At 67.0% G+C, this 24,907-nt stretch carries 27 protein-coding genes; 11 read left to right on the top strand and 16 right to left on the bottom strand.

The features are described 5' to 3' along the window. Positions 1–5: 5 nt before the first annotated feature. Both ACEN9K_RS16170 and ACEN9K_RS16165 read left to right on the top strand, forming a co-directional pair. On the top strand, positions 6–1,109 hold the full coding sequence (locus ACEN9K_RS16170) for a winged helix DNA-binding domain-containing protein (RefSeq protein ID WP_495634647.1): 1,104 nt from the start codon (positions 6–8) through the stop codon (positions 1,107–1,109). 130 nt (positions 1,110–1,239) lie between these two features. After that, positions 1,240–2,259, top strand: a complete 1,020-nt coding sequence (locus ACEN9K_RS16165; RefSeq protein ID WP_495634646.1) for a type IV toxin-antitoxin system AbiEi family antitoxin domain-containing protein — start codon at positions 1,240–1,242, stop codon at positions 2,257–2,259. Positions 2,260–2,275: 16 nt separating this feature from the next. Here the strand turns inward: ACEN9K_RS16165 and asd are convergent, their stop codons facing one another. Further along, positions 2,276–3,406, bottom strand: a complete 1,131-nt coding sequence (asd, locus tag ACEN9K_RS16160; protein ID WP_018769091.1) for an aspartate-semialdehyde dehydrogenase — start codon at positions 3,404–3,406, stop codon at positions 2,276–2,278. A gap of 250 nt (positions 3,407–3,656) precedes the next feature. On the opposite strand from asd, the gene ACEN9K_RS16155 reads away from it, so the two are divergent. Next, positions 3,657–4,580 carry a phosphotransferase family protein gene (locus ACEN9K_RS16155; protein WP_495634645.1) on the top strand — a complete coding sequence of 308 codons (924 nt, stop codon included), beginning with the start codon at positions 3,657–3,659 and terminating at the stop codon, positions 4,578–4,580. Positions 4,581–4,846: 266 nt separating this feature from the next. Here the strand turns inward: ACEN9K_RS16155 and ACEN9K_RS16150 are convergent, their stop codons facing one another. From ACEN9K_RS16150 to ACEN9K_RS16105, 10 genes are all read right to left on the bottom strand, one after another. Further along, on the bottom strand, positions 4,847–5,131 hold the full coding sequence (locus tag ACEN9K_RS16150) for a winged helix-turn-helix transcriptional regulator (RefSeq protein ID WP_018769093.1): 285 nt from the start codon (positions 5,129–5,131) through the stop codon (positions 4,847–4,849). Further along, a complete protein-coding gene (locus ACEN9K_RS16145) occupies positions 5,128–5,532 on the bottom strand; it encodes a VOC family protein (RefSeq protein ID WP_495634644.1) in 405 nt (134 codons plus the stop codon). The genes ACEN9K_RS16150 and ACEN9K_RS16145 overlap by 4 nt, the downstream gene beginning before the upstream one ends. Before the next feature lie 40 nt (positions 5,533–5,572). Next, positions 5,573–5,899: a hypothetical protein gene (locus ACEN9K_RS16140; protein ID WP_495634643.1), complete on the bottom strand. Its 327-nt coding sequence runs from the start codon at positions 5,897–5,899 to the stop codon at positions 5,573–5,575. Between the two features lie 91 nt (positions 5,900–5,990). After that, positions 5,991–6,209 carry an NF038396 family protein gene (locus ACEN9K_RS16135; protein ID WP_018769096.1) on the bottom strand — a complete coding sequence of 73 codons (219 nt, stop codon included), beginning with the start codon at positions 6,207–6,209 and terminating at the stop codon, positions 5,991–5,993. Between the two features lie 4 nt (positions 6,210–6,213). Beyond that, the gene (locus ACEN9K_RS16130; RefSeq protein ID WP_018769097.1) at positions 6,214–6,798 is read right to left on the bottom strand and encodes a dihydrofolate reductase; all 585 of its coding nucleotides are present in this window, start codon (positions 6,796–6,798) and stop codon (positions 6,214–6,216) included. Further along, entirely contained in the window at positions 6,795–7,598 is an 804-nt protein-coding gene (locus ACEN9K_RS16125; RefSeq protein ID WP_495634642.1) for a thymidylate synthase, read from the bottom strand. Before ACEN9K_RS16125 ends, ACEN9K_RS16130 begins: the two co-directional genes overlap by 4 nt. A 20-nt stretch (positions 7,599–7,618) precedes the next feature. Then, positions 7,619–8,587, bottom strand: a complete 969-nt coding sequence (locus ACEN9K_RS16120; RefSeq protein ID WP_018769099.1) for an NUDIX hydrolase — start codon at positions 8,585–8,587, stop codon at positions 7,619–7,621. A 9-nt stretch (positions 8,588–8,596) separates the two neighbouring features. Continuing rightward, positions 8,597–10,846 carry an RNA degradosome polyphosphate kinase gene (locus ACEN9K_RS16115; protein WP_018769100.1) on the bottom strand — a complete coding sequence of 750 codons (2,250 nt, stop codon included), beginning with the start codon at positions 10,844–10,846 and terminating at the stop codon, positions 8,597–8,599. Between the two features lie 130 nt (positions 10,847–10,976). Further along, entirely contained in the window at positions 10,977–11,945 is a 969-nt protein-coding gene (gene mshD / locus ACEN9K_RS16110; protein ID WP_495634641.1) for a mycothiol synthase, read from the bottom strand. A 34-nt stretch (positions 11,946–11,979) separates the two neighbouring features. Beyond that, on the bottom strand, positions 11,980–12,678 hold the full coding sequence (locus ACEN9K_RS16105) for a winged helix-turn-helix transcriptional regulator (RefSeq protein WP_018769102.1): 699 nt from the start codon (positions 12,676–12,678) through the stop codon (positions 11,980–11,982). A 339-nt stretch (positions 12,679–13,017) separates the two neighbouring features. On the opposite strand from ACEN9K_RS16105, the gene ACEN9K_RS16100 reads away from it, so the two are divergent. The 6 genes from ACEN9K_RS16100 to ACEN9K_RS16075 all read left to right on the top strand — a co-directional run bounded on the left by ACEN9K_RS16100 (position 13,018) and on the right by ACEN9K_RS16075 (position 18,429). Beyond that, complete coding sequence (locus ACEN9K_RS16100; protein WP_043424912.1) at positions 13,018–13,785, top strand: hypothetical protein; 768 nt, start codon at positions 13,018–13,020, stop codon at positions 13,783–13,785. A 173-nt stretch (positions 13,786–13,958) separates the two neighbouring features. Next, complete coding sequence (locus ACEN9K_RS16095) at positions 13,959–14,567, top strand: nitrobindin family protein (protein ID WP_018769104.1); 609 nt, start codon at positions 13,959–13,961, stop codon at positions 14,565–14,567. A 16-nt stretch (positions 14,568–14,583) separates the two neighbouring features. Further along, positions 14,584–15,318 (top strand): flavodoxin family protein, encoded by a 735-nt coding sequence (locus ACEN9K_RS16090; RefSeq protein WP_056388901.1) that lies wholly within the window; start codon positions 14,584–14,586, stop codon positions 15,316–15,318. Positions 15,319–15,340: 22 nt separating this feature from the next. After that, the gene (ygfZ, locus tag ACEN9K_RS16085) at positions 15,341–16,423 is read left to right on the top strand and encodes a CAF17-like 4Fe-4S cluster assembly/insertion protein YgfZ (RefSeq protein ID WP_186447797.1); all 1,083 of its coding nucleotides are present in this window, start codon (positions 15,341–15,343) and stop codon (positions 16,421–16,423) included. After that, the gene (locus ACEN9K_RS16080; protein WP_018769107.1) at positions 16,423–16,854 is read left to right on the top strand and encodes an ankyrin repeat domain-containing protein; all 432 of its coding nucleotides are present in this window, start codon (positions 16,423–16,425) and stop codon (positions 16,852–16,854) included. The genes ygfZ and ACEN9K_RS16080 overlap by 1 nt, the downstream gene beginning before the upstream one ends. A gap of 51 nt (positions 16,855–16,905) precedes the next feature. Beyond that, the gene (locus ACEN9K_RS16075; RefSeq protein ID WP_018769108.1) at positions 16,906–18,429 is read left to right on the top strand and encodes a DHA2 family efflux MFS transporter permease subunit; all 1,524 of its coding nucleotides are present in this window, start codon (positions 16,906–16,908) and stop codon (positions 18,427–18,429) included. Here ACEN9K_RS16075 and ACEN9K_RS16070 read toward each other — a convergent pair. The 5 genes from ACEN9K_RS16070 to ACEN9K_RS16050 form a co-directional block, all read right to left on the bottom strand. After that, positions 18,391–19,107: a GNAT family N-acetyltransferase gene (locus tag ACEN9K_RS16070; RefSeq protein WP_134163695.1), complete on the bottom strand. Its 717-nt coding sequence runs from the start codon at positions 19,105–19,107 to the stop codon at positions 18,391–18,393. The two genes, ACEN9K_RS16075 and ACEN9K_RS16070, sit on opposite strands and share 39 nt — an antisense overlap. Positions 19,108–19,134: 27 nt before the next feature. Then, positions 19,135–20,160 carry an ATP-dependent 6-phosphofructokinase gene (locus ACEN9K_RS16065; RefSeq protein ID WP_018769110.1) on the bottom strand — a complete coding sequence of 342 codons (1,026 nt, stop codon included), beginning with the start codon at positions 20,158–20,160 and terminating at the stop codon, positions 19,135–19,137. A gap of 238 nt (positions 20,161–20,398) precedes the next feature. After that, on the bottom strand, positions 20,399–20,656 hold the full coding sequence (locus ACEN9K_RS16060) for a PspC domain-containing protein (protein ID WP_018769111.1): 258 nt from the start codon (positions 20,654–20,656) through the stop codon (positions 20,399–20,401). A 3-nt stretch (positions 20,657–20,659) separates the two neighbouring features. Next, on the bottom strand, positions 20,660–20,917 hold the full coding sequence (locus ACEN9K_RS16055; RefSeq protein WP_018769112.1) for a hypothetical protein: 258 nt from the start codon (positions 20,915–20,917) through the stop codon (positions 20,660–20,662). A gap of 1 nt (position 20,918) precedes the next feature. Continuing rightward, positions 20,919–22,568 carry a PspC domain-containing protein gene (locus ACEN9K_RS16050; protein WP_495634640.1) on the bottom strand — a complete coding sequence of 550 codons (1,650 nt, stop codon included), beginning with the start codon at positions 22,566–22,568 and terminating at the stop codon, positions 20,919–20,921. Positions 22,569–22,693: 125 nt separating this feature from the next. Between ACEN9K_RS16050 and ACEN9K_RS16045 the strand changes: the two genes are divergently transcribed. Both ACEN9K_RS16045 and ACEN9K_RS16040 read left to right on the top strand, forming a co-directional pair. Beyond that, complete coding sequence (locus ACEN9K_RS16045; RefSeq protein ID WP_144600757.1) at positions 22,694–24,061, top strand: ATP-binding protein; 1,368 nt, start codon at positions 22,694–22,696, stop codon at positions 24,059–24,061. Further along, positions 24,058–24,747, top strand: coding sequence for a response regulator (locus ACEN9K_RS16040; RefSeq protein WP_495634639.1), 690 nt, complete (start codon positions 24,058–24,060; stop codon positions 24,745–24,747). The genes ACEN9K_RS16045 and ACEN9K_RS16040 overlap by 4 nt, the downstream gene beginning before the upstream one ends. Positions 24,748–24,907 lie beyond the last annotated feature (160 nt).

Below are 24,907 nucleotides of genomic sequence, written 5' to 3'. Positions count from 1 at the left end.
GGCGCATGGCTGCATCTGGTTCCGTGCGCGACCACAGGATGATCGGCAGGCTCCGGCTGGTGTCGCAGCGCCTCACCGGGGACGGTGCCGCCTCAGTACCGGAACTGGTCCGGTGGATGACCGCCATGCAGGCGCAGGACCTGCCGGCGGCGCTGTGGGCAGTGGGGGTCCGGGTACCCGGTGCGGGGATCGCCGACGTCCGCACTGCCATCGATTCCGGGAGTGTGGTCCGGTCGTGGCCCATGCGTGGAACGCTGCACCTGGTTGCCCCCGAGGACCTGCGCTGGATGCTGGACCTCACCGCCGAGCGGCTTACCCGGAGCATTGCGGCCAGGCACCGGCAGCTGGAGATTGCCTGGGCTGATGTTGAGAAGGCGCGCGACCTGGCGCTGGACCGCATCCTGGCCGATGGTCCCGTCAGCCGTTCCGGGCTGTTCAAGGTTTTCGACGCCGGCGGCCAGCCAACGCAGGGCCAGCGCGGCATCCATCTCCTGGGTACGCTGTGCCGGCACGGCTGGCTGGTTCCGGGGCCGCTTTCGGGTAACCAGCAGCTGATCGCGGCTTTCGACGAGTGGATTCCGCCGTCACGCCTTCCCGGGCGCGAGGAGGCCATCGGTGAGTTCATGGTTCGGTACTTCCGGAGCCATGGCCCGGCCACCGTGCGCGACTTTGCCTGGTGGACCCAGCTGCCGCTGACCGAGGTGCGCGCCGCGTTCCAGCACGTGCAGGGCCAACTGGTGGAGCTGGACATCGATGGCACCAGCTACTGGCTCTCACCGGAGGTGGCGTCCCTCCTGGATTCCGGTGTTCCCGGAGGCCGCTCCCTTCACCTGCTGCCCGGGTTCGATGAGTTCGTCCTCGGCTACACGGACCGGACTCCCGTCCTGGCGCCGGAGCATTCGGACCTGATAGTTCCCGGCGGCAACGGAGTCTTCAAGAAGACGGTGGTTGCGGCGGGGAAGGTGGTGGGCACCTGGGCGCTCCAGGGCACGGGCAGCAGTGCCGCCGTCGTGCCCGAACTCTTCGACGAGACCCGGCAGCTGGGTCCGGCAGCCCAGGCAGCCCTCACCAGGGCCGCCCGGCGGTATCTAACGTTCCTTGCCACGTGAGCGGTGCTGCCCCGCATAACCGGTGCTGGGCAGCAACGGTATTGCGGGCAAGGGCCGCTCAGGCTACCGACAATCCACATGGCGGTGGGGGCGGCTGTCACCAGGCCTGCACGCCAGCGACGCTTGAACGATGAAAGCCGAGACAGTACGTGCCCTGGTTCACGATCGCTGGCCTGAAGGAGCCGTTGCCTCCACCGCACAGCTGGCCGCTGCCGGGCTGGATGACCGGGTGGTGACAGCAGCAGTGAAGAGCGGTGCCCTGCTCCGCGTGCGGCGGGGAGCATATGTCCTTGCCGCACACTGGAACACCATAAAACCGTGGGACCGGGACCAGCTCCGAATCATGGCGCACTTTGAGTCGACCTCGGGACGGGCCCGGTACAGCCATGCGAGCGCGGCACGGCTGCACGGCTGCCATGTGTGGAACGCCGGATCCCTGGTCCACGTGACAACGCAGTACTCCAATTCGCGGGCCAGCGCCGGCAAGGACGTCCAGACCCACCGCCTCCCGCTCACAGAAGAAGAACTGGCTTCATTGTGGACGCCCGACGGACGCGAAATCCTGGCCACTTCCATCGAAAGGACCGTCCTGGACTGCGCCCGGACCCTGCCCCTCGACAAGGCTGCCGTCATCGGCGACCACGCCCTCCGCAAGGGCGCATCATTGGCCACCATGCGGCGGCTGCTGGAGGAAAGCCATGTCACGCGCGGGGGCAGGCGCGCTTCGGACCTGCTGCAGGTTCTGGATGCGAGATCGGAATCGGCCGGGGAGACCAGGACCAGGCTGCTGCTCTGCTCGTTCGGTCTGGCCACATTCAAGCCACAGGTGGAGATCACGACGACTGCGGGCCTCTTCCGGGCAGACTTCGCCGATGCTGAAACCCGGGTGATCGTCGAATTCGACGGCGCCGTCAAATACATGGACCACAAACCGACACAGGAAGTGCTGCTCGCGGAGCGTTGGCGGGAAAATGCGCTTGTGGAGGCCGGGTGGCGGGTCTTCAGGCTGCACTGGAATCACTTGGACCGGCCCGGGGAGCTCCGTGCCCGACTGGCGGCGTTCCTCGGACAGCCCGGAACAAACAAACGGCCCCTGCCCGCAGGAACGGCGCTGGGGAGCACCGTCCGTGTGGGCAGGGGCCGCTTTTAAGGGCAGCTGTACGCCTTTACAGGTTGCCGGTGGCGATGTTGAGCATGCGGCGCAGCGGCTCGGCAGCGCCCCAGAGGAGCTGGTCGCCCACGGTGAAGGCGCTGATGTACTGCGGGCCCATCTCCATCTTGCGGATGCGGCCCACCGGGATGTCCAGGGTGCCGGAGGCGGCCACGGGCGTCAGCTCGGCCATGGACGCTTCCTTGGTGTTCGGAATGACCTTGGCCCACTGGTTGTCCTCGTCCAGGAGCTTCTCGATCTCGGCGACGGACAGGTCCTCGCGGAGCTTCAAGGTCAGGGCCTGGGAGTGGGAGCGCATGGCGCCGATGCGGACGCAGAGCCCGTCCATGATCACGCGGTTTTCCTCCGAGGTGCCCAGGATCTTGTTGGTCTCCACCCCGGCCTTCCACTCTTCCTTGGACTGCCCGTTGCCCAGGTCGGCGTCGATCCAGGGGATCAGGGAGCCGGCCAGGGGGACTCCGAACTGGGTGGCGTCGATGTCCGTGCGCTGGTGGGCCAGGACCTTGCGGTCGATGTCCAGGATGGCCGACGCGGGGTCGTCCAGTTCGGTGCTGACCTCGGCGTTGAGCGTGCCGAACTGGCTGAGGAGCTCGCGCATGTGGCGGGCGCCGCCGCCGGAGGCCGCCTGGTAGGTCATGGAGGTGCCCCACTCCACCAGGCCGTTCTTGAACAGGCCGCCGAGGCCCATCAGCATGCAGGAAACGGTGCAGTTGCCGCCGATGAAGTCCTTGGTGCCGTTGACCAGGCCCTTGTCGATGACGTCGCGGTTGATGGGGTCCAGCACGATGATCGAATCGTCATTCATGCGCAAGGTGGAAGCGGCGTCAATCCAGAGGCCGTCCCAGCCGCGGCTGCGCAGTTCGCCGTGGACCTGCTTGGTGTAGTCGCCGCCCTGTGCGGTAACGATAATCGGCAGCTTGGCCAAGGTGTCGACGTCGAACGCGTCCTCGAGCTTGCCAGCGCCTTCAGCGAAGGAAGGCGCGGCACCTCCCGCGTTGGAGGTGGAGAAGAACACCGGGTTGATGTTGGCGAAGTCGCCCTCGTCCTGCATGCGCTGCATCAGGACGGAACCGACCATGCCGCGCCATCCGACCAGGCCGACGGAAGGGGTAGCTGCTGTAGTCATTGGTCCAGTTTAGACTTCGGAACAGGCAGGTCGCAGTCGGTTACGTCACGCCGCCGGCAGCCCGGAAAGGTACGACGGCGGCCTGCGTGAGGGGCCCGTTGTCCCGGCAACGCCTTGCGGGTCATTTGCTGACGTGTCCTGTTCCAGGTTCGGGTGCCTGCCGCTTCTTGCGCAGCTCGTTGGCCTGGTCCCGGCAAGCGGCCGGGAAAGTTCGGTGTATCAAGGAACTGCCAGCTCCTAGAATCAGTGGGTGAACCTTTCGCATCTCGGCGCGCCGATCGGGCCGATGATTCGCGTCCACGGCGGGTTCGCCAACCGGGTGTACCGACTCGACACTGACCAGGGGTCGTTCGCGGTGAAGGAGTTGAACCTCGTCGACCGCCGCTGGACCTATCGCGTCGAGGATGTGTTCAGGTTTGAGCGGGCTGCGTTCGCTGCCGGCATTCCGATGCCAGAGCCGATCTCGGCCAGCCACCATACACTCGTTCACCGATGGGTCGAAGGCGAGAAGCTGCCCGAAGCGCCGGTGTCGGCGGAGTTCGCGTTTGAGATCGGTGAGATCCTCGCGCGCATCCATGCACTCGACATCCCATGGTCGCAGGTGCCGGTCGAGGACCCGGTGCCACGGGACTGGCCCGAACTCGCAGCGCGGGCGGCGGCGACCGGACAACCGTGGGCCGACGAGCTCGCTTCTCACGTCGAGACGTTCCTCGAGATTGCCCGCTTCGTCGACACCTGCGAACGGCCAGGCCCCGTCGTACTGACCCACGGGGACATCCAACCATGGAACCTGCTCACTAGAGAGCGTCGGCCGGTGGTGCTCGACTGGGAGCTCTCCGGCATGCTCGACCTGTCCGGTGAGCTCGGCTCGACCGCGCTGAGCATCGCGAAGGGGTGTGGTTTCGACGACATCAAGCCCAGCATTTTCCACTCGGTTCTCGACGGCTATGTCGCGGGGGACGGAACCCTGCCGCCTTCAGGTCCAAGCTGGTTTGTATTCATGATCGGCGGCTGGCTGGGGCACACAAGGTGGAACATCCTCCGGTGCCTCGCCGGTGTCGAGGCGGGCACCGGCCCTGACCTCCCGCTGTCGCACGAGGCTGTGCGCAACGGGGTGCGCGGCCTCCCCGACCTGTTCGGCCGACTTCCGGAGCTCGAGGCGCTGCTCGTTTGACAGCAACCTGCGTGGGTCCGTGGTACGCGGCGTAAGGCGCGCTCCGGATTCCGCTCGGTGCCACCGGCCCCTTGCGGGCAGCACCAAGTCAATGAAGTGAGCGGCGCCGACGCCACTTCTTTTTTCGCGGATGAAGATCTTCACGGCAGACAACCAGAGGCATCGCCTACTCGCCGCTGTGCCGGGACCGCTTTCAGGGCTCCCGCTGCAACTCACAACCCTGGCATAACCGAGCTTGTGGAGCGCATCGCGATTCCTCGCCACACCTAAACCACTTCCTCGCCGCCCCAGCGTGCCAGCGCGACGATCGCCTCGCGCAAGGCGAGCCCCCGGTCGGTCAGCGCATAGGCCCGGGTGTTGTGCCGGAGGGGCAGACGGGACAGTACGCGGGCGGCCTCAAGCTCGCGCAGGCGGGTCGCGAGAATGTTGGTCGGCACTCCGAGGTCGCGCTGCAGATCGCCGTAGCGCTGTGGCCCGTCGAGCAGCCGCTCCACGATGAGCAGGGCCCACCGTGCTCCGACGACGTCGAGGGCCGCGGCGAGGTCGCTCACTCGGTCGGGTCGGTGTCCGGCTTCATCCAAAACGGCGAGTAGTGGTAGCCGTCGGGGTCGTCGAACTGGCGCTGGTACATGAAGGGGTAGTCGTCGGTGTCACCGATCCGCCCGCCGGCTGCGCCGGCGCGTTCGGTGAGCTGGTCGACCGCCTCGCGGCTGCCGAGGTCGAATGAGACCGTGATCTTCGAAGGAGTGTCGGGTCCGCCGACCAGCTCCTCGGCGCCGCCGACGCTTGCGTACATCTCGCGGCTTCCGAGCATGACGTACTGCTCGGGCGCAATCTGGAAACATGACACGTTGTGATCGGACATCTCGGCGTTAAGGGTCCAGCCCAAGGCGGTGTAGAAGGCGGTTGCGCGCTGGACGCTCTCAACCGGGCAGGTGATGAAAAGGCTCATGCGGCTCATACTTGCAAAATGCAAGTACCTCGTCAAGCCTCTATGTGTGGAGATAGTGGTCCATGATCCGTCGCCGCCATTCTTCACGTAAAGGGTCTGTACGGTGGAATCCTCGCGGCGGGCGAAGAGTGACGCCGCCCTCTGGGTTGCTGCCAAGGTGCTGCTTGATAACCATGAGGTTGGCTTCGGGACCAGTGAGCCAGTCCGCGCCTTTCCACGCCGGATTGTTGTTGATCTGGCTGCCCAGCTGTGTCGATTGCTGCTGCAGCAGGTCCGCGGTTTTGCTGAAGTGCTGCGCGAGGGTGCGCAGTGGATCGACGTCGGCGCCCCACAAAGTCCCTGCCACCAGGATTCCCCCAATTTTCATCCCGCAGCAGTTCAGCGCTCTGCAGGCCCCAGCCTCAGGCAGGATCACAACGGCCGCGTTGGGTTGTCCTGCCCATGCACGGCAGTATGCACTAACCCCGGTCCGACTCCTCCAGCACGGCAGCCTTCCGGGCCCGCAGCGCGAAGAACGCGCCGAAGGCGAAGGCTTGGGTGACGACAACCAGCACGATTGCACCGGCGATCTTGTTGCCGCCCAGGATCATGGTCAGGCCGACGATCGCGGACAGGAGCGCCAGCAGGGGCAGCAGCATGTAGCCCAGGACAAACAGGGTTTCGGGTTTCTTCAGCATGTTCCTAGCCCTCGGTCCGTGACCATTTGGTGAATCGGTAACGCGTGCCGTTGGCGGCTGTCAGCCAGCCGTCCGGCGGGACGGAGGCGGACGCCACCCAACTGGGACCAAGCTCGGGAGCGAACGTGTCGCCGTCGGCCTTCATGTCGATGGTGGTGACCACGGCAACGTTGGCGAGGTCCGTGGACTGGCGGAAAACATCGCCACCGCCCAGGATCCAGACCGTTTCGCCGCCGTCGACAAACTGCGACTCAAGGAGCGCGTCATCCAGCGAGGGAACCACGACGGCGCCCTCCGCCTCAGGCGTACTAGCCCAGCTTTTCTGCCGGGTGATGACGATGTTCGTGCGGCCGGGCAGGGGGCGGTACTTGTCCGGGAAGGACAGCCAGGTCTTGCGGCCCATGATGACCGGGTGCCCGGTGGTGAGGCGGGTGAAGTGCTTCAGGTCCTCGGGCAGGTGCCAGGGCATGTCCCCGTCCTTGCCGATGACGCCGTCGGACGTCTGAGCCCAGACCAGGCCGACGCCGGTGATGGAGGCGGCGAGCTCCTCCGTGAAGGACTGGGGATCGGTGAAGTTTTCGGTGCTCATACGGCGATCGGTGCCTTGATCGTGGGGTGGTGCTTGTAGCCCACCACCTCGAAGTCCTCCAGCGTGTAGTCGAAGATCGATGCCGGCTTGCGGGTGATCTTCAACTGCGGGTATTCGTACGGCTCGCGTTCCAGCTGCTTGAGGACCTGGTCCATGTGGTTCTCGTAGATGTGCACGTCGCCGCCGGTCCAGATGAATTCGCCGGGCTCAAGCCCCACCTGCTGGGCCACCATGCAGGTGAGCAGTGCATAGGAGGCGATGTTGAACGGGACGCCCAGGAACATGTCCGCCGACCGCTGGTAGAGCTGGCAGGAGAGCTTGCCGTTGGCCACGTAGAACTGGAAGAACGCGTGGCAGGGCGGCAGCGCCATGTCGTTGAGTTCGGAGACATTCCAGGCGGACACGAGGTGCCGCCGGGAGTCCGGGTTGGACTTGAGGTTCTCGATCAGTTCGGCGATCTGGTCGATGTGCCCGCCGTCCGGTATGGGCCAGCTGCGCCACTGCACACCATAGACCGGGCCCAGGTCGCCGTCCTGGTCCGCCCATTCGTTCCAGATGGTGACGCCCTGGTCCTGCATCCACTTGATGTTGGTTTCACCGCGCAGGAACCACAGGAGTTCAACGGCAACGGACTTGAAGTGGACCCGCTTGGTGGTGATCAGCGGGAAGCTTTTGGCCAGGTCAAAGCGCATCTGGCGGCCGAAAACGCTGGTGGTTCCGGTTCCCGTGCGGTCCGACTTATGGGTGCCGGAGGCCAGGACATCGCGCAGGAGGTCTTCATAGGGAGTAGGGATGCTCACGCCCCAAGTCTACTGGCTGCCTAGTCGTCGAAGGGTTTGAACTGCTCCACCGCCACAACCCGTTTCATTCCGCCGTTGGCCACATGGCACACCACCACCTCGCCGGGGGACAGGTAGGGCTCGCGGCCGGGCAGGAGCTTCGCCAAGGGTGCCGGCGTATGGGTGGCCACCTGCTTGAGGACGGTGGGCAGTGCCGGCCGGTGCGTGCAGACAACCACGGGCCGCTGCTTGTCGAAAAGGGATTCGATGACGGCCGCGGTCTTCTTGGGACTGCGCTGGTGCTTGTGTTCGGTCAGGCCTTCCGCCAGCTTCACTTTGGCCCCCGCCGCCCGCGCGTAGGGGGCCACGGTTGCCACGCAGCGCAGCCATGGGCTGGTGACCACCCGCATGGGCTTCCACACATCCAGGAGCCGGCCGACGGCCTGTGCCTGGCGGTTGCCTGTGGCCGCAAGCGGACGCTCGCCCTCTGCCTTGCTCCAGGATGAGCGCGGCTTGGCTTTGGCGTGCCGGAGCACCAGCAGCGGCCACGTGTCCAGGGTGCCCGCTTCGTGCGCGTCCCGCAGGTGTTCAAGGGGCGCGACGTCGGAAGGGTTGGACAGCAGGCCGGCCGCCTTTTCTGGGGCGCACCACATGACGCTGTCCACCTCCTTGCCGTCCGGAACCAGGGTGTTGCCGTTGACTTTGACCGCCCAGTAGTAGACCTTCTTGAGGCCCGACGCCACGTGGTAGTGAATAGGCGGCAGCGGTATGCCCAGGGGCGCGCGGAGGCCGATCTCCTCCCACACCTCACGGACGGCGCATTCGGGAATGGTCTCGCCGTTGTCGATCTTTCCCTTGGGCCAGGACCAGTCGTCATAGCGCGGGCGGTGGATCAGCGCGACTTCCAGGAGGTCCTTGTTGACCCGCCACGGGATGGCGCCCGCAGCGGTTACGGCTACGGGTTCCCCCGGGTGGTCAGTCTGGTCGGCTACGAGTGCATCGCTCGACAACGCGGCTGCCTATCGCCGGCTCAGGCTGCGTTGACGCGGCCGGGACGCCAACAGCCAGGACTGGACATCCTCAAGCGGCTTCCCGTCCTCGGACAGGTGGTGCCGGTTCCAGCGGCCCTCGTTGTCCAGGTGCCAGCTGGATGTTTCCGGCGCCATGTAGCGCTTCATGAGGTCCAGGACATAGGCGATGTCGTCCGCGCTGGCCAGCTGGACCAGCGCCTCCACCCTGCGGTCCAGGTTGCGGTGCATCATGTCGGCCGAACCGATGTACACCACGGGATCCCCGCCGTTGGCGAAAGCGAACACCCTGGAGTGCTCCAGGAACCGGCCCAGGATGGACCGGACAGTGATGTTGTCGCTCAGCCCGGGAACGCCGGGGCGCAGCGAGCAGATGCCGCGGACCACCACATCCACCTTGACCCCCGCCTGGGAGGCGCGGTAGAGGGAATCGATGATGGCCTCATCGACCATGGAGTTCACCTTGATCTGCACATGTCCCGGCACGCCGGCCCTGGCGTTGCGGATCTCGGTCTCGATCCGGTCGATAAGTCCCGACCGGACGGAACGGGGTGCCACCAGGAGCCGTTTGAAGGTCGATTTCGGTGCGTAGCCGGAAAGCTGGTTGAACAGCTTGGACAGGTCCTCGCCCACCTGTTCGTTCGCCGTCAGCAGGCCCAGGTCCTCGTAGTAGCGGGCGGTCCGCGGGTGGTAGTTGCCGGTGCCGATGTGGCAGTAGCGGCGGAGCCCGTCCACTTCCTGGCGGACCACCAGCGACAGCTTGCAGTGCGTCTTCAGGCCCACGATCCCGTACACCACATGCACGCCGGCCTGCTCCAGTTTGCGGGCCCAGGAGATGTTGGCCTGCTCATCGAAGCGCGCCTTGATCTCCACCAGGGCCAGGACCTGCTTGCCGGCCTCGGCGGCATCAATCAGCGCGTCAACGATGGGGGAGTCGCCGGAGGTGCGGTACAGGGTCTGCTTGATGGCCTGCACCTTGGGATCCGCCGCGGCCTGTTCCAGGAACGCCTGCACCGAAGTTGAGAACGAATCGTACGGGTGGTGCAGCAGGATGTCGCGGCGGCGCATGGCGGCAAAGACGTTCGCCGCCTTGGAGGTCTCGGACTCATTCAGGTACCGGGACGTGTGCGGCACGTGCTTGGGGTAATGCAGGTCCGCGCGGTCGATTCCGGCGATGACGGACAGGCCGCGAAGGTCCAGTGGAGCCGGCACCGAGTAGACCTCGGATTCCTCCACGCCCAGCTCGCGGATCAGCAGGGCCCTGATGTTGGGGTTGATGTCGTTGGCCACCTCCAGCCGGACGGGCGGGCCGAAGCGGCGGCGCAGGAGTTCCTTCTCCAGGGCCTGCAGGAGGTTTTCGGCGTCGTCCTCCTCCACCTCCAGGTCCTCGTTGCGGGTGACCCGGAAGGTGTGGTGTTCCAGCACCTCCATGCCCGGGAACAACTTGTCCAGGTGGACGGCGATGACTTCCTCCAGCGCAATGAACCGGGCCACCCGCCCGGGCACCGCGCCGGCGCGGGGGCCGTCGATGGAGATCAGGCGGGGCAACTGGTCCGGCACCTTCAGGCGGGCGAAGAGCTCCTTGTCGCTGACGGGGTTCCGGACCACCACGGCCAGGTTCAGTGACAGGCCCGAAATGTAAGGGAAGGGGTGGGCAGGGTCAACGGCCAGCGGGGTGAGGATGGGGAAGACTTTTTCCGCAAACATCACGCTCAGCTGCTGCTTGGCGGCGTCGTCCAGTTCGTCCCAGTGCATGAGGTGGATGTGCTCGTAGGCCAGGGCCGGGCGGATCTGGTCAGCGAACACCTGGGCATGCCGTGCCTGGAGCCGGTGGGCTTCCTCGCTGATCCGCTCCAGCACCTCGACGGGGCTCAGGCCGGCGGGGGAGGGGACGGCGAGTCCCGTGGCGATACGGCGCTTGAGGCCGGCCACGCGGACCATGAAGAACTCGTCCAGGTTGGACGCGAAAATGGAGAGGAAGCTGACGCGTTCCAGCAGGTGCAGGGTGGGGTCCTCGGCCAGTTCCAGGACCCGCGAATTGAAGGCGAGCCAGCTCAGCTCGCGGTCCAGGAACCGGTCAGGCCGGATGTCGCCTTCCGGCTGCAGGTTCGGCGCGAATTCAGGGATGTCAATGCGGTCCTGGGTGGCCCTTGAGGCCGGTACCTCGGAGGAGCCGAAGCGTGCCCGTACAGGCGCCGCAACATCCTGGGACGTAGCTGTTCCGGAGGGTTCCGGGTTCATGGCTTCTCCTTTAGCTGGCGCGTTGGTGCCGGCGCTTCCGCCCCGCGCGGTTCCCTTTCAACCTTACAAGCATTCCCCCACGCCACGGCCCCTGTTCCTCCCGGGCGGGGGATTCTTCCGGCTGTCCTGCCTACCCCGCCGCCGGGCCATACATGATGTCCATGTCCCAGCGCGTAAAGCCGAGCCGCCGGTAGAGGGCGACGGCCGCGGCATTGTCGGCGTCCACATAGAGCATGACCCCGTTCAGCCCGGAGTCGCGGAGGTGCCTGATGCCGGCGATGGTCAATGCCTTGCCCAGGCCCATGCCTTGGGCTTCGGGTGTCACGCCCACCACATACACCTCGCCGATGGCTGGGTGCGAGCCGTGCCGGGGGTGGACTTTGGTCCAGTGGTAGCCCAGAAGGCGGCCGGCCCGGTCCTCCGCCAGGAAGAACCCGGCCGGATCGAACCAGTCCTCCGCCATGCGCGCCTCGAGGTCCGCCCGGGTGAGGTTCCCCTGTTCCGGATGGTGGGCGAAGGCGGCCCTGTTGGCGGCCAGCCAGGCGTCCTCATCCTTGCCCGGCACGAAGGTGCGGATGGCCACCCCGTCCGGGAGGCCGGCGTCGGGAAGCTCCGCGCCCGCCGTCGTCATCCGCATCTTCCACAACTCACGCACCGGGGCGTAGCCGTACCGCGCAGCAAGGTCGGCAGCTGCCTCGTGGTTGCCGTGGGACCAGGCGTTCAGCCCGCCAAAGCCCCGGACCTCCTTGAGGGCCCCCACCAGGCGGTCCGCTACGCCCTGGTTCCGGTAGGAGGGGTGGACGGCGATCTCCAGGATGCCGTGGCCGTCCGGCTCCTCAACCACGACGGCGAAGCCCGCCAGGTCCTGTCCGGTCGCCGGATCGGAGTCCTCGTCGGGTGCATACAGGGCCAGCGTCAGCAGGGTGTGCTCCGCGGAGTCCCCGGCGCGCATGGTCACCAGGCTCTGCTCGGAGATGGAAGGGTTTCCATCCGATTCCTCAGCCGCGGCCAGGAGGTCGCGGCAGTCCTTCAGGAGTTGCTGGTCAACTCCGCCCCGGACGACATGGACGGGCCACTTCTGCGGATGCGCTGGAGTCATGAGCCAAGGCTATACGTCAATGGCGCGCCGGGGCTTAGGCCTCGGTGAGTTCGTCTTCCTGCTGCCGGACGAGGGTGAGGCGGTAGCCGACGTTCCTGACCGTGCTGATCAGGTTCTCGTGGTCCGCGCCGAGCTTTGCCCGGAGGCGCCGGACGTGGACGTCCACGGTGCGGGTGCCGCCGTAGTAGTCGTAGCCCCAGACTTCGGTGAGGAGCTGCTGCCGGGTGAACACGCGGCCTGGATGCTGGGCCAGGTATTTCAGGAGCTCGAACTCCTTGAACGTCAGGTTCAGCGGGGCGCCGTTGACGCGTGCCGTGTAGCTTGCCTCGTCGATGATGACGCCGGCGGCGCGGATCTCACTCGGAGCGTCTTCCTGCTCGGGGACTGCCCGGGCAACGGACAGCCGGATACGCGCCTCCACTTCGGCGGGTCCGGCGGAATCGAGGACGATGTCGTCAACGGCCCACGCGGAGGAAACGGCGGCCATGCCGCCTTCTGTGAGGATCAGGACCAGGGGAGCGCTCAGCCCGGTGGCTTTCAGGAGCTGCGTGAGTGAACGGGCGCCCACCAGGTCCTTGCGGGCATCCAGCAGGACGATGTCGCAGGGGTCTGTCTCAAGGAGGGCCGTGGGCTCGGCCGGGAGGATGTGGACCCTGTGGTTCAGCAATTCGAGGGCAGGCAGGATGTCCACCGAAGAACCGGTGCTGTTGGTCAGTAACAGGATGTGCGACATTGTTCCTCCAAGGGCCGTCCGCGCATCATTGGGCGACTGAACCGGATTCTCACCGGCCGGTACTGGCTTCCTGCACGAGGCTCTGGGCCGTCAGCACGCCGCCGGCCGGCTACCTCAGCAGGGAGCGTAGCTGAACCTTGAGTATACCCGGCGGCCTCCTCCAGGCCACAGATCCAGGCCGCGGACGGGAGCGTTTTGCGACATATGCCCTTCACATAAGGCAGGATTGAAGCAGGGCGGACCAGCCCTGCCATGAGGGGGCGGACCAGCCTTCCGGCCAACGCCAGGATGGGAAAACAGCGCAGTGAGTGCACCGACGAAGCACAGGCCGGGCCCTGCATGACGGCGGACCTGCAGGCACCCGTGCGTTCGCTGGGTTCCTGGACCATCGGCGTTGTCGGCATCGCCGGCCTGGCCGCCATCATCGCCGGGGTCTATGCCTCGCCTGAAGCACTCGTCGCCGTCGGTGTCGCCATCGCCGCCGCAGTGGGGATCGGGTGGCCGCATTTCCTCCGCATCCCCGCCAAGAAGACCCTTGCCGCCGTCATCGCCCTGCCGGGCGCAGGCGCTGCCGTGGCGGCCGGCGTGGCGCCGGCCCCGGGCTACCTGGACTGGACGCCGGCCTTCGTGGCGCTGGGAATGATGGCGGTGTTTGTGGTGCAGTTGGTCCGCGGTACGGGACAGGCCCAGCGGCTGGAGTCCACACTGGGCTGCTGCGCCGGTGTCCTGCTGTCCTGCCTCGGCGCCGGCTGGGTTGCCGGAGCGCGGTTCAACGGCGTCCGCGAAATGCTGCTGGTGGCGGCAATCAGTGCCGCGGTGGCCCTGCTCGCCGGCCTTATCCGCTGGCCGGACAGCATCATTGCTCCGCTGGGCATTGTCCTGGCGGGCCTGGCCGGGCCGCTCGCCGGACTGGTCCTGTCGGACATCGCCGTCCTGCCGGCCGCGGTCTTCGGCGTGGTGGTGGGCGCGGTCCTGGCAAGCTTCCGCAGACTGGCCACGCTCCGCGGCGCCCCGCTGAATTTTGCGGCCGCACTGAGCATGGGCCTGGCCCCCGTCTCAGCGGTGGGATCCCTCGCTTACTTCATAGACAAACTACTCATCTACTAACGGGTTAGGATGGCACCATGTCCGTACTTGCTTTTGAAATCTTCTTCCTTGTCCTGCTCGGCATCGCGAGCCTGTCCATGGCCTGGTTCGCCGGATTCGTGGTCTACCGCCTCTTCAAGGGCCAGAAGTAGCCACCCCTCTTCCGGAGCAGGCCGTATCTCGAGGTAGAACAAATGCCCATTGAGATTCCTACAGATCTGACCCCTGAACTCGTCCCCCTTTCGTGGCTCATTGGCGAGTGGGAGGGCCGCGGCCGGCTGGGCAGCGGCGACGAGGATTCGGAACACTTCCTGCAGCACGTCTCCTTCACCCACAACGGCCTGCCGTACCTGCAGTACCGGGCCGAGAGCTGGTTGACCGACGACGAGGGCACGCGCCTGCGGCCGCTCACCGTTGAGACCGGCTTCTGGGCGCTTGAACGCAAGCAGCTGGACGCCGACGGCGGCCCGGGCCTGGTGCCTGCCGACATCGTCCCGGTGTTGAAGAGTGCCGATGAGGTGGAGGCGCTGCGCAACAAGGACGGCGGCTTCGACATCTCGGTGTCCATCGCCCACCCAGGCGGCATCACCGAGCTGTACTACGGCCAGATCAAGGGCCCGCAGATCCAGTTGACCACCGACATGGTGATGCGTGGCAGCCACTCCAAGGAGTACAGTGCGGCCACCAGGATCTTTGGCCTGGTGGACGGCAACCTCCTGTGGCGGTGGGACGTGGCGACAGGCGGCGAAACCGGCAAGGGCCTTGAAGCCCACGCCTCCGCGTTCCTGCATAGAGTCTCCTGAACAGGAAAGAAACCTCATGGAAGACGGCACGGATCAAGCACGAAAGCCCAGCGGCTACGGCGACCTCAAGGCCGTCTTCTTCAACGGCACCCTGAAGAAGTCGCCGCAGACATCCAACACGGACGGGCTGATTGCCATCAGCCGCCGCATCATGGAAAAGCAGGGTGTCAGCACCAGGGTGATCCGTACCGTGGACCACGACATCGCCAGCGGTGTCTACCCGGACATGACCCAGTACGGGTGGGCCACGGACGAGTGGCCGGATCTCTATCCCGCTGTCCAGGAAGCTGACATCGTGGTGGTGGCGGGCCCCATCTGGCTCGGTGACAACTCGTCACAGACCAAGAAACTTATCGAGCGCCTCTACGCCCACTCCGGCCAGCTCAATGACAGGGGCCAGTGGGCCTTCTATCCAAAGGTGGGCGGCTGCCTGATCACCGGCAACGAGGACGGCATCAAGCACTGTTCCATGAACATCCTCTACAGTCTTCAGCACATCGGCTTCAGCATCCCGCCGCAGGCCGACGCGGGTTGGATCGGGCCGGTTGGTCCGGGCCCAAGCTACCTGGATGAAGGCTCCGGCGGCCCGGAGAGCGACTTCACCAACCGCAACACCACCTTCATGACCTGGAACCTCCTGCACCTGGCAAAGATGCTGAAGGATGCGGGCGGCTACCCGGCCTACGGCAACCTGCCCAACGAATGGAACGCCGGTACCCATTTCGATTTCGAAAATCCGGAATACCGTTAGCCTCCAAGGACTTCTACTTCATATGACTACGCCCAGCCCCTTGTTGTCGCGCCCCGGCGCCGTCGAGGCCGGCGGCCCTGACGCCGGAGTCGCCGCCCACTACGGCGAGCCGCTGCGCGAGCAGCGCGCGCTCGCTGCCGGAACCGCCGTCGTCGACCTTTCCCACCGCGGCGTGGTCACCGTCACCGGCCCGGACCGGCTGAGCTGGCTTAATACCCTGTCCTCCCAGCAGGTGGCCGCGCTGAAGCCGGGGGAGTCCAGCGAGCTGCTGCTCCTCAGCGTCCAGGGCCGCATCGACTTTGACGCCCGGGTTGTCGACGACGGCGGGACCATGTGGCTGATCGTTGAGGCCGCCGAGGCAGCGCCGCTGGCGGAGTACCTCAACCGGATGAAGTTCATGCTGCGGGTGGAAATCGCCGACGTCTCGTCCGACTGGGCAGTCGTGGGCAGCACCCGGGCCGTCCCCGAGTGGTCCGGCCGCCTCGCCTGGCAGGACCCGTGGCCGCACGTATCCGCCGGCGGATACTCCTATGCCACCGTGTCGGAGGAGAACCATCCGGGGCTGGAGCGCCCCTGGTTCGAGTACCTCATCCCGGCCGCCGAACTGGAAGAGGCCGTCGCGGGGCGGTCTCTGGCCGGTGTCCTCGCCGCGGAAGCCCTGCGGGTCGCCGCCTGGCGCCCCCGAATCGGTGCCGAGACGGATGACAAGACCATCCCGCACGAGCTTGACCTGCTGCGCACCGCGGTGCACCTGGCCAAGGGCTGCTACAAGGGCCAGGAGACCATCGCCCGAGTCCACAACCTGGGCCACCCGCCCCGCCGGCTGGTGTTCCTGCAGCTGGACGGCTCGCAGCACACCCTCCCCGCCGCCGGCAGCCCGGTCATGGCAGGGGACCGGAAAGTCGGGACCGTCACCTCCGTGGCGCAGCACTACGAGATGGGTCCTGTGGCCCTGGCAGTCATAAAACGTTCCGTGGCCGCGGATGAGATACTGACCGTCCTGGACGGCGATGAGCCGTATGCCGCCGTCCAGGAAATCATTGTTGCCCCCGATGCCGGCCAGGTGGTGGGGCGCCAGACCGGATTCCTGAGGGGGCCACGCTGATGACCGAGCACACCGGGACCACGCCTGCCGGCGTTGGGACGACGGCAGCGGAAGGGCACGACGACGACGCGCTGGCTTTGGCGCAGGCGCTCTTCGAGGCTGCGCGTGAGGGGAGCGACGCCCTGCTGGGTGCCTACCTGGACGCCGGGGTTCCCGCCACCATGACCAACTCCGCCGGTGACTCCCTGCTCATGCTGGCCGCCTACCACGGCCACGCCGGCACCGTTGGGCTGCTCCTGCAACACGGCGCCGACGCCAACGCCGCCAACGACCGGGGCCAGACCCCGCTCGCAGGCGCCGTATTCAAGGGCTACACGGACGTGGCCCGGGTCCTGCTTGACGCCGGAGCGGATCCGGACGCCGGTGCGCCCTCGGCACGCGCCGCGGCGCAAATGTTTGCCCGCACGGAGATCCTGGACCTGCTGGGCTAGCTCTGCCCGGGTTCCGCCCGGCACCAACAAAAACTCCTGAAGGATGACCGAGTGGAAAACGTAGCAAAGCCCTGGCCGGCACTGTGGTCCCTGGTGATCGGGTTCTTCATGATCCTGATCGACACCACCATCGTGTCCGTGGCCAACCCCCGCATCATGGAGGGGCTGGACGCCGACATCAACTCGGTCATCTGGGTGACCAGCGCCTACCTGCTGGCCTACGCCGTCCCGCTGCTCATCACCGGCAGGCTGGGCGACAGGTTCGGGCCCAAGAAGCTCTACCTCTCCGGCCTGGTGGTCTTCACCCTCGCCTCGCTGTGGTGCGGCCTCTCAGGCGACGTCCGGATCCTGATCGCCGCCCGTGTCCTCCAGGGCCTTGGCGCCGCGATGATGACGCCCCAGACCATGGCCGTGATCACCCGGATCTTCCCGCCGGACCGCCGCGGCTCAGCCATGGCGGTCTGGGGCGCAACAGCGGGCATGGCGACGCTCGTCGGGCCCATCCTTGGCGGCGTCCTGGTGGACGGCCTGGGCTGGGAGTGGATCTTCTTCATCAACGTGCCCATCGGCGTCGTGGGCTTCATCCTGGCGCTGCGCAACGTCCCGGCCCTGAGCACCCATCCGCACCGCTTCGATATTCCCGGCGTCCTGCTGAGCGCCGTCGGGCTGTTCCTTCTGGTGTTCGGGATCCAGGAGGGCGAAACCTACAACTGGGGCACCATCACCGGGCCCATCAGCGTGTGGGGCCTGATAATCGCCGGCATCGTGGTGCTGGCTGTCTTCGTCCTGTGGCAGCGGTTCAACAAGGGCGAGCCGCTGCTGCCGCTGGCGCTGTTCCGGGACCGCAACTTCTCGCTGGCCAACATTGGGATCACCACCGTCGGCTTCACGGTGACCGCCTTCAGCCTGCCGCTGATCTTCTACTACCAGCTGGTCCGGGGCCTAACCCCCACACAGTCCGCCCTCATGATGGTGCCCATGGCGCTGATCTCCGGCGGGCTTGCACCCGTGGTGGGCAAGCTGGTGGACCGCGTGAACCCGAAGTTCATCACGGCCACCGGGCTGGTGCTCATGGCGGTGGCGCTGCTGTGGAACTCGGTCCTGATGCAGCCGGATACGCCCATCCTGATGTTCCTGCTGCCCAGCGCCGTCCTGGGCTTCGCCAACGCCGGCATTTGGGCCCCGCTGAGCACCACTGCCACCAGGAACCTGCCGCCGCGCCAGGCGGGGGCCGGTTCGGGCGTGTACAACACCACCCGCCAGATCGGCGCGGTGCTGGGCAGTGCGGCCATCGCTGTGTTGATCCAGTCGCGGCTGGCCGCCGAGCTTCCCTCGGGAGGGCCCGGCGGGTCCGCCGGGGAAGGACTGGCAATGGGTGGCTCGCTGCCCGGGTTCCTGCACGCCGGATTCTCGACCGCGATGGGCCAGTCCATCCTGCTGCCCGCCGGAGTGATCCTGGTGGGGGCGGCGGTGGCACTGTTCTTCGCCAAGCCGCAGCCGGTCCAGGGCTGGGGGACGCAGGGCCAGGACCAGGCGTCAGCGAAGGTGGACGCTGGTCTGGATTCCGCCGGCTGAGAGGCCAAGCTGCCTGGCCAGTGCCAGGCAGCCGGTGTTGCTGACGTCCGCACGCCACTGCAGCGTCAGCCCGGCGGCGAGGGCCTCGTGCGCCGCGATGGACGCGGCCAGCGAGCCCAGGCCGCGCCGCCGCCATTCCGGGTCCACCAGTACGCCCATGTTGGCCAGCAGGCCCTCCCATTCGCCGTACGCACCGCAGGCCAGGGGCACGCGCCTGCCGTCCTGCTCATGCACGATGGTGTAGCGGTTTTCGAGGTCGGAGAGCCCCACTTCGTTGACGTCGTCCGGCGGGCAGCGGCCCTCCAGTTCAATGGCCTCCGGGTTCCCGTGCGAGACCGTGAGTTCCCCGGAGGGCTGCTGCAGCGGCAGGTCGTCGGCGAAGAACAGGGCGGCAGCGCCGAGCCCATGGCCGCCCCGGTCCCTGGTCAGTTTCAGCAGCGTGACGTGCTGGGCCATCTCCTCGTCCGGAATGTCCGTTGCGGCTTCGATGACGCTCTGCGGGCCCACCAGCGCGGAACTGCCAAACAACCGGACGAACTCGACGGTCCGGGCCGATTCGTCCGCCCGGACGATTCGTGCGCCGGAGACCAGGGCGTCCCCGAACGCGTCGTCGTCAAGGCCCAGCCGGCGTGCCCACGCCAGCTGGATGATGGCCGCTGAGCCGGGATCGAGTGTCATGGTCCCAGCCTAGGGCGGCCCACTGACTTAGCCGAACAGGACCGCGGCTTCGTCGTAGCGGTTTTGCGGGACGGTCTTCAGCTGGCCCAGGGCCTCTTCGAAGGCAACGTGCCGGATGTCGGTGCCCTTGAGCGCCACCATGGTGCCCCAGTAGCCTTCCACCACGGAATCGATGGCAGCCATGCCAAGCCGGGTGGCCAGGACCCGGTCGAAGGCCGACGGGACGCCGCCGCGCTGGATGTGGCCCAGGATGGTGGCGCGGGTTTCAATGCCGGTGCGTGCCTCCAGTTCGGGGGCGAGCTGGTCCGCGATGCCGCCCAGCCGGGGACGGCCGAAGGTGTCCAGGCCGCGCTCGGAGTGGGGGCTTTCCATGTGTTCGGGTACGAAGCCTTCGGCCACCACCACCAGGGGCGCGCGGCCACGATGATGGGCTTCCTTGACCCATTCGGTGATCTGCTCGATGCTGACCTTCTGCTCCGGGATCAGGATGGCGTGCGCGCCTGCGGCCATGCCGGCGTGCAGGGCGATCCAGCCCACGTGCCGGCCCATCACTTCGGCGATCATGCAGCGGTGGTGGGATTCGCCGGTGGTGCGGAGCCGGTCGATGGCTTCGGTGGCGATCTGCACGGCAGTGTCGAACCCGAAGGTGTAGTCGGTGGCGTCAAGGTCGTTGTCAACGGTCTTGGGGACGCCGACGATCTTGAGTCCGGCGTCGGTCAGGCGCTTGGCGGCGGCGAGTGTTCCCTCACCACCGATGGCGATGATGGCGTCGATGCCCAGCCGGTCCATGTGGGCCTTGATGGCCTCCGGGCCGCCGCCGTTTTCGAACGGGTTGGTGCGGGAAGTGCCAAGGATGGTGCCGCCCTGCTTGGCGATGCCGCGGACCATGGTGCGGGGGATGTCGATGATGTCCCCCTCCACCACACCCCGCCATCCATCGCGGAATCCGACGAATTCCTGGCCGTGGACGGCGATGCCCTTAAGCACGGCGCCTCGGATCACGGCGTTCAGTCCGGGGCAGTCGCCACCGCTGGTGAGGATTCCAATTTTCATGTTCGGCTCAAATCCTGGAGAGAAGGTTTACAGGCAGAGCGCCACGCTGAGCTCACCTAGAAGTGTAATGGGGTGTGTGGGGTACGACACAAACCGGTTACATGGGGGTGCCCGGGCCGGGCAGTGCCGGGACAGGAAAGGCCCCTGCTGTCGGGGAGTGTCCGCGAAAGCAGGGGCCGTGGTCGTGGCCGATTTATGGTGCCGGCGCCAGTGTGTCCGGCGCCGGCGACTTGGCTGGTCAGGGCCGGTTGAGCGACCGGCGGTCCAGGAACGTCTGGAGCAGGATCTCGTTGCGCTGGTCCGGGAGGATCACCCAGGCCAGGAGGTAGAAGATCACGGCAGGTCCGGGGAGCAGGCAGAACAGCAGGAATGCGATGCGGACGTAGGCGACGTCGACGTTGAGCTTGGCCGCGATGCCGCCCAGCACTCCGCCGAGCCACCGCTGTGGGCCGCGCTGCAGGCCAAGGCCCCTGACAATGCTGAAGAACTTATCCATGGTTCAAGACTTCCCTGTAGTTGATGCGTTGTCACGTTTGCGGGCTGAGAGCAGGCCGCCGGCCACCAGGGCCACACCTGCGCCGATCATGAGGCCGATCAGGACGTAGGTGCCATTGAGTGTCACGATGCCCAGCTGCGCCACGATGATGAGTGCGGCCAGCGCCAGGACGATCAGTCCCCACACCACCGTCCCCACCCTCGCCGGTGCCGGTCCGGCGGGGTCCTGGCCCGCCGTCGTCGGAATGTTGCTGCTGTCCATGTCAGTTGCCTTCCTGGATTGTGACGTTGCTGAACGTGCCGTCGATCCGCACCACCAGGTGGTTGCCGGGCTTGTCCGCGTTGTAGCTGCTTTCGCGGGTGGTGGTGCCGCCGCGCTGGCCGGTGGCCTCGTTAAGGTTTCCCATGGTCATGTCCGCCTTGATGTCGACGGGCAGGTTCTGCGGGATCACCACGGTCACGTTGCTGGCGGTGATGTCCAGGGGAACCACGACGTCGGACGTCAGGGGGGCGGTGGGTGACAGGCCCGTGAGGTCCACGGTGCCCCGCCCGGCGGTGATGTCGATGCCGCCGCGTGCCTCCTCAATGCTTGCGGGGTTCCAGTCCACCTGCTGGAAACGCATCCGGCCGTCGTCCAGCGTGTTGTAGATGCCGCCGGTAACCAGGGCGATTACGGCAAAGAGGCTCAGGACGCCGGAGGTGCGGCCGCGGAAACCCGCCACCAGGATGCCCAGGCCTAGCACTGCTGCCGCGCTGGCCCACACGATGGCGTTGGCGGAGCCGCCCAGGTCGATGATGTTTGCGGCATCCAGCGCCTTGAGGCCACCGCCCACTACCAGGGCCGAGCCCGTGGCGATGGCGACGGCGGGAGCGCCGGGGCCGGACGGCCGGGGCTTTGGCGGTTGCGGGGGCACCCACGGTGCGGGGTAGCTGCTTCCACCGGGAACGCCGCTGCCCGGCCCGCCTGGGCCTGTGCTGCCTGAACCGGTGCCGTTTGGGCCGGCGGAGGTGCCTCCGACACCGGTTCCGATAGGAGTGCTGTGTCCGCCCGGGCCATAGATGCCGGTGGATGCTGAGCTGGTGGGGCCGCCGCTGTACCGCGGCGCCGCCGGGAAGCCGGGCGCCGGCCCGGAGGGCGTGCCTGCGGAGAACGACGAGGTGTAGTCCGCGCCCGGGCGTCCGGCCGGGTGGCCTGCGCCGGGGGCTGCCGGCGTGTGGCCGGCCATGGTGGGGTGGGACTTGTTGCGCTGGGAAAGGTAGTAGACCAAATAGATTGCGCCGGCCACCCAGAAGACGGTCCAGAGCAGTCCGCTGAGTCCGTTATGGCTCCAGCCCCAGAAGCCTCCGCCCAGGCCGGTGAGACCCAGGACCGTGGCAATCAGGGAGCCCGTCATGCCACTGGACCAACGTCCGGCGCCGGCTTCCTGGACGTGGATCCGGCCGTCCGGTTCCGGCAGGAACGCCCATGCCAGGCCATAGAAGAACACGCCAATGCCGGCCAGGAGGGTGAGGACTATGAAGGCGCCGCGGATGATGATCGGGTCCACGTTCAGCCGGTGGGCGATGCCGCTGCAGACGCCGCCGACCCAACGGTCGTTGCCCCGGTAAACGCCGTTGCTGCGGATCCAGCCGAAGAAGTCGGTGGAAGGAGTTGGGGCGGTGGGGCTGCTGCGGTAGGCATAGCCCTGGGTGTTATCAGCGGGATCAGGGCCCGGTCCGGCACCGGGATCAGCTGAGGGACCGGCGCCAAGACCGCCTGACGGGCCGGCCGCGGGACCGGCACCCGGGCCAACCTCAGGCTCCGGAGGCGTTGCAGGGGAGGACGGCAGCGGCTCCGTGGGCCGCTCGCTGTCGGATCCGGGGATGGCCCCGGCAGGGTGTTCGTCGTCAGGGGAGGGGGTCTGCGAGTTCATACCTCGATCCTCCCGTCCGGGCGGGTCGCCGCTCTACTGGGGGATACCCTGAACGGCCCCTGAGCTGTCCCCGGTAAGCGGCCGGATACGGTCCGGGCAACCCTGATCCGTGTTTGGATTGATCCATGACAACCCTCCCGGTGCGCCCGCCCCTGGCACGGAGCAGCGACCGTGTCATCGCCGGCGTCTGCTCCGGCCTCGCCGCGCACCTGGGCTGGCCGGTCAAGAATGTCCGGCTGGGCATGGTCCTCGCCTCCTTCGCCGGCGGGGCCGGCCTGGTCTTCTACGCATGGCTCTGGATCATGGTGCCCACCGCGGATGAGGCCGCGCGCCGCAACGCCCGCCGGCCGGCGTCGCCCATTGCTCCCGCCGTCAGCCAGCTGGGACCGGGCCAGCAGCAGCAGGCCCAGCCGGCGCAGGAGACGGCGTCCGACGGCGGAACACCAGCAGGTGCCGATGGGCCCGTTCCGGCCGGAGCGGGAGCCTCCGGAGAGCCCCCTTGGTTCCGGGCGCGCGGGATGCGGTACGGCAAGGAAATCCTGCTGGGCTGCGGGCTCCTGCTGGTGGCCGGCATCATGATTGCCCAGATGCTGGGCGTGGACGTGTCCCTGGGGACGCTGATCCCGGCTGCAGCTGTGCTGGGCGGCGCGTCGATCGCCTGGATGCAGCTGGATGAGACGCGCCGCGCAGGGCTGGTGGACAAGACCAAAGCGGACCAGGCCGGCGGGTGGGGCAGGCTCGCTGCAGGACTGGCGCTGGTGGTGGCCGGGGTCCTGGTGATGGTGTCCGGCTCGGGCTCCTGGGAACAGACCTGGCTGGCGCTGTTGGCGTCCGTGGCCGTCCTGGGCGGCGTGGTGCTGGTCCTGTTGCCGTGGGCGCTGAAGTTCTGGCGGGACCTGGAATCGGAACGAGCCGGCCGGATCCGGGAGACGGAACGGGCGGAGATCGCTGCCCACCTCCACGATTCCGTGCTGCAGACACTGGCCCTGATCCAGCGGCGCGCCGGCAACGAGCATGACGTGGTCCGCCTGGCCCGTGCCCAGGAACGCGAGCTGCGCGGCTGGCTGTTCCAGGACCCCGGCCGTGAAAGCGGACAGCTTTCAGACCGGATCAAGGCTGTTGCGGCGGAGGTGGAGGACCTGCTTGGCAACGCCGTGGAGGTGGTCACCGTGGGTGACGCCGCCATGACCGAGGCGCACGAAGCCCTGGTCCAGGCAAGCCGGGAGGCCATGCTCAACGCCTCGCGGCACGGCGGCGGAACCGTCTCGGTCTACCTTGAGGCATCGGACGGGCAGGCTGAGATCTTCATCAAGGACAGGGGACCCGGTTTCCAGCTGGGGGACGTCCCGGCGGACCGCCTCGGTATCAGGGAATCGATCATCGGCAGGATGAAACGGCATGGCGGCTCGGCGGCCATCCTCAGCACGGGGGACGGTACCGAGGTCCGCCTGAGGCTGCCGGCTGCAGCAGAACACGCGGAAGGAAAATCATGAACACGACCCAGGGGACAAGTACCGGAAGCGCCCGGCCGGCAAACTCCGTGAGGGTGGTCATCGTGGACGATCACGCCATCTTCCGGTCCGGGCTGAAAGCTGACCTCGACGCCGGCATCCAGGTGGTGGGGGAGGCCGCCACCGTTGAACAGGCCATTGCCGTGATCGCCCAGCAGCGGCCCGACGTCGTTCTTCTCGATGTCCACCTGCCCGGAGGACTGGGCGGCGGCGGCCGGGAAGTCATCGCCGGCTCCGCCGCGCTCCTGTCCACCACCCGGTTCCTGGCATTAAGCGTCTCCGACGCTGCGGAGGACGTGGTGGCCGTCATCCGCGCCGGTGCCCGCGGATACGTCACCAAGACCATCTCCGGTGCCGAGATTACCGACGCCGTGTTCCGGGTGGCCGGCGGCGACGCGGTCTTCTCCCCACGCCTTGCCGGGTTCGTCCTGGACGCCTTCGGCACCGCTCCTGCGGATATTGCCGATGACGAGCTGGACAAGCTCTCCGCCCGGGAACTTGAGGTCATGCGCCTCATCGCCCGCGGCTACAGCTACAAGGAGGTGGCCAAGGAGCTCTTCATCGGCATCAAGACGGTGGAGACCCACGTGTCAGCCGTGCTGCGCAAGCTCCAGCTCTCAAGCCGCCACGAACTGACCAAGTGGGCAGCCGAGCGCCGCCTCCTCTAGACGCCCCATCAGATCCTGCGCCTTAAACCCAAACGCCCCATCATCTTTCGGGCCTTAAAACCAAAGGCCCCATCAGATCCTGCGCCTTAAACCCAAACGCCCCATCACCAGGTGATGGGGCGTTTGGTTTATTCCTGCGGAACGTGATGGGGCGTTTGGG

Source organism: Pseudarthrobacter sp. Pseusp20, assembly GCF_059492155.1.
Note: the sequence above shows the minus strand (reverse complement) of the source record. Positions and strands in the feature narration are given on the sequence as shown.

Coding starts and splice junctions, on each gene's coding strand:
- ACEN9K_RS16170 (WP_495634647.1), top strand. CDS start 6: ATGGCTGCATCTGGTTCCGTGCGCGACCACAGGATGATCGGCAGGCTC.
- ACEN9K_RS16165 (WP_495634646.1), top strand. CDS start 1,240: ATGAAAGCCGAGACAGTACGTGCCCTGGTTCACGATCGCTGGCCTGAA.
- asd (WP_018769091.1), bottom strand. CDS start 3,406: ATGACTACAGCAGCTACCCCTTCCGTCGGCCTGGTCGGATGGCGCGGC.
- ACEN9K_RS16145 (WP_495634644.1), bottom strand. CDS start 5,532: ATGAGCCTTTTCATCACCTGCCCGGTTGAGAGCGTCCAGCGCGCAACC.
- ACEN9K_RS16140 (WP_495634643.1), bottom strand. CDS start 5,899: ATGAAAATTGGGGGAATCCTGGTGGCAGGGACTTTGTGGGGCGCCGAC.
- ACEN9K_RS16135 (WP_018769096.1), bottom strand. CDS start 6,209: ATGCTGAAGAAACCCGAAACCCTGTTTGTCCTGGGCTACATGCTGCTG.
- ACEN9K_RS16130 (WP_018769097.1), bottom strand. CDS start 6,798: ATGAGCACCGAAAACTTCACCGATCCCCAGTCCTTCACGGAGGAGCTC.
- ACEN9K_RS16115 (WP_018769100.1), bottom strand. CDS start 10,846: ATGAACCCGGAACCCTCCGGAACAGCTACGTCCCAGGATGTTGCGGCG.
- mshD (WP_495634641.1), bottom strand. CDS start 11,945: ATGACTCCAGCGCATCCGCAGAAGTGGCCCGTCCATGTCGTCCGGGGC.
- ACEN9K_RS16105 (WP_018769102.1), bottom strand. CDS start 12,678: ATGTCGCACATCCTGTTACTGACCAACAGCACCGGTTCTTCGGTGGAC.
- ACEN9K_RS16100 (WP_043424912.1), top strand. CDS start 13,018: ATGACGGCGGACCTGCAGGCACCCGTGCGTTCGCTGGGTTCCTGGACC.
- ACEN9K_RS16095 (WP_018769104.1), top strand. CDS start 13,959: ATGCCCATTGAGATTCCTACAGATCTGACCCCTGAACTCGTCCCCCTT.
- ACEN9K_RS16090 (WP_056388901.1), top strand. CDS start 14,584: ATGGAAGACGGCACGGATCAAGCACGAAAGCCCAGCGGCTACGGCGAC.
- ygfZ (WP_186447797.1), top strand. CDS start 15,341: ATGACTACGCCCAGCCCCTTGTTGTCGCGCCCCGGCGCCGTCGAGGCC.
- ACEN9K_RS16080 (WP_018769107.1), top strand. CDS start 16,423: ATGACCGAGCACACCGGGACCACGCCTGCCGGCGTTGGGACGACGGCA.
- ACEN9K_RS16070 (WP_134163695.1), bottom strand. CDS start 19,107: ATGACACTCGATCCCGGCTCAGCGGCCATCATCCAGCTGGCGTGGGCA.
- ACEN9K_RS16065 (WP_018769110.1), bottom strand. CDS start 20,160: ATGAAAATTGGAATCCTCACCAGCGGTGGCGACTGCCCCGGACTGAAC.
- ACEN9K_RS16060 (WP_018769111.1), bottom strand. CDS start 20,656: ATGGATAAGTTCTTCAGCATTGTCAGGGGCCTTGGCCTGCAGCGCGGC.
- ACEN9K_RS16055 (WP_018769112.1), bottom strand. CDS start 20,917: ATGGACAGCAGCAACATTCCGACGACGGCGGGCCAGGACCCCGCCGGA.
- ACEN9K_RS16050 (WP_495634640.1), bottom strand. CDS start 22,568: ATGAACTCGCAGACCCCCTCCCCTGACGACGAACACCCTGCCGGGGCC.
- ACEN9K_RS16045 (WP_144600757.1), top strand. CDS start 22,694: ATGACAACCCTCCCGGTGCGCCCGCCCCTGGCACGGAGCAGCGACCGT.
- ACEN9K_RS16040 (WP_495634639.1), top strand. CDS start 24,058: ATGAACACGACCCAGGGGACAAGTACCGGAAGCGCCCGGCCGGCAAAC.